The 2,791-nt window shown below is 69.5% G+C and carries 2 protein-coding genes; both read right to left on the minus strand.

What is annotated here, in order from left to right; translation table 11 throughout:
• Nucleotides 1-76: 76 nt before the first annotated feature.
• A complete protein-coding gene (locus ACWF94_RS38025) occupies nucleotides 77-1,105 on the minus strand; it encodes a TerC family protein (protein ID WP_453499446.1) in 1,029 nt (342 codons plus the stop codon).
• Nucleotides 1,106-1,429: 324 nt separating this feature from the next.
• The coding region (locus ACWF94_RS38030) for a TerD family protein (protein ID WP_453499448.1) at nucleotides 1,430-2,791 on the minus strand (1,362 nt) is incomplete at its 5' end.

Consider the following 2,791-nt stretch of genomic DNA (forward strand, 5'->3'; position numbering starts at 1 on the left):
GGGTCAGGGTCCCGTCATGGGACCGCGCCGGGGACCCGGGTCAGGACTCGCCGTGGAGTCGGGTCGGGGAGCCGGGTCAGGCTTCGACGCTGTCCTTGTCGGAGTCCTTGGGGGTGGTGGGCTCGCCGCCGGACCCCTCCGCGGCCTCGGCCGCTTCCCGCTCCGCCTGCTTCTTGGACGCGATGAGGCTGGTGATCGTGGTGACGACCAGCACACCGCCGATGACCGCGAGCGAGAACGGAATCGAGATCTCGGGGACATTCACCCCGCCCTCGTGGAGTGCGTGCAGCACCAGCTTGACCCCGATGAAGCCGAGGATCACCGAGAGGCCGTAGCTGAGGTGGACCAGCTTCTTGAGCAGTCCGCCGATGAGGAAGTAGAGCTGACGCAGACCCATCAGGGCGAAGGCGTTCGCCGTGAAGACGATGTACGGGTCCTGGGTCAGGCCGAAGATCGCCGGGATGGAGTCCAGGGCGAACAGCACATCGGTCATACCGATGGCGAGCATGACCACCATCAGCGGCGTCAGGATGCGCTTGCCGTTCTTCTGGATGAACAGCTTGGTGCCGTGGTACTGGTCGGCGACACCGAACTTCTTCTCGATGGACTTGAGAAGACGGTTCTCCTCCCAGTCGTCCTCCTCCTCGTCGGAGCGCGCCTCCTGGATGAGCTTCCAGGCGGTGTAGATCAGGAACGCGCCGAAGATGTAGAAGACCCAGGAGAAGTTGGCGATGATCGCCGCGCCGGCCGCGATGAAGATGGCCCGCAGGATCAGCGCGATCAGCACACCGATCAGCAGCACCCGCTGCTGGAGGTGGGAGGGCACCGAGAACTTCGCCATGATCAGGATGAAGACGAAGAGATTGTCGACGCTGAGCGACTTCTCGGTGATGAAGCCCGCGAAGAACTCACCGGACGCCTGGCTGGTGCCGAAGAGCGCCAGACCGATACCGAAGAGCACGGCCAGGGCGATCCAGACGACGGTCCAGATTCCGGCTTCCTTGATCGACACATCATGGGGCTTGCGCCCGATGAAGAAGTCGACTGCGATCAGGGCGCTCAGACCGAGAATGGTCAGCACCCACAGGGTCAATGAAACGTCCACTGCGCCTCCGGCGTCGTACGGCTACTTGATCAGCGTCGTCGCTGCCGGAGGTCTCCTCCACCCGGGCGGTCCTAGCCGCGCGGGCCGGCGCCCCGGGACCGAAATGGTCCGTACTGACGGGTACGCCGCAGCCGGGAGTACTCCCCTCCGCTCTCAGGAGCGTACAGGATTCCCCAAGCAGAGGTAAAGGACTTGGTAAAGAGATATTCAAATGTCCTGGTCAGGGCCTATGTGAGACTTTGCGCAAATCGGGTCCCGCCCCGGGCCCGACACCCCCGACACCTCGTCCGGGAGCCGGTCGACCGCAGCCGGGCTCCCGGCGGGTCAGCGGCCCCAGGACCGGCGGGCCTCAGTCACCTGGTCCAGTACCTGGCGCAGCACCGCGCTCCCCGGCGGCACGGCGGGCGGCTGATAGGTCCAGGCGTGGCGGACCCAGGGATCGGCCAGATGATCGTCCGGGACCGGGGTGATACGCAGCAGGGAGCGCCACAGGGGATCGAGCACCGGCCCGTACGCGCTGGCGTCCTCGCGGTCCGCGACCATCATCAGATGCACGCCGACTGCGGGACCCTCGTCGGCGAGATACCGCAGCTGGGTGACCGCGCGGTCGTCGAAACCGTGCGGGAAGTCATTGACGATCAGCAGCTGCTCCGAGGTGTCCAGATCGGGCGGCAGGGCGTCGGCGGCACCTCCGCGCACCGCCATCGTCACCAGGTCGACCCGCTGGGTGAGCTGCGCGAGCATCTCGCTCACCCCCTGCGCGCCTGTCGCGGGCGGCGCGGCGAGGACCCCGGAGTCGACCAGCGGGGCGAGCGAGGCGACGGCCGTGCCCGCCGGGTCGATGACATGGACCGTGAAGTCGCCGGGCGGATAGGCCGCCAGCAGCCGGGCGGCGTGCGCGACCGCGCAGTCCAGGGCGAGCTTGCGCAGCTGGGTCTCGTCCAGCATCGTCGCGACCTCGGAGGCGGTACGTCCGCTGTCGACCCACAGACCGCGCTCCAGCGGCAGCCTGATCAGGAACGGGATGCGCAGCTCGGGCGTCTCGGGCAGCTGGAGATCGCCGAGACGCAGCGCCATCGGGGTCTCCATGGGCACCCGGTAGGCGTGCCAGACCGGGTTGTCCCAGCGGGCGAACGCGGGCGGCAGCGCCGGTTCGACGACATCGGACTCGGCGGCGAGCTGGGCCAGATCGCGGTCGAGGGCCTGGCGGGCCCGTGCGGTCAGCTCCTCGCACTTGGCGCGGGCCGCCGTGCGGGCGGCGTCACCGGCCCCGCCGATACGGCTGCGCGGGTCGGAGAGGGCCTGGTCCAGCTCCTGGTCCAGCCGGGACTCGGCGAACTCGACGGCGCTGCGGTACGCGGCGACGCTGCGCGCCAGATCCTCGAACATGCCCCAGATCTGGTTGTAGAGCCGCTCCTCCATGGACCAGCCGGTGGCATCGCCCGCGACGGGCCTGGCCGGCTGCCCCGGTTCGGCGGGCGGTGCCGAGGGAGGCGGCGGGGGCGGTACGGAACGGCGGCGCGGGTGCGCGTAGTCGATGGGCCCGCCCGGGCCGGGCGGGGCATCGGGCGTTTCGGTCTGCTGGGTGTCGGCGGGCCCGGGGCCCGGCTGCGCCTGTCCGGCGCCGCCCGGGAGTCCGTCCGTGACCGTGCCGTCCGGGGCGGCCGGCTGACCGGGCCGGGCAGC

This window comes from Streptomyces sp. NPDC055078 (assembly GCF_053607985.1).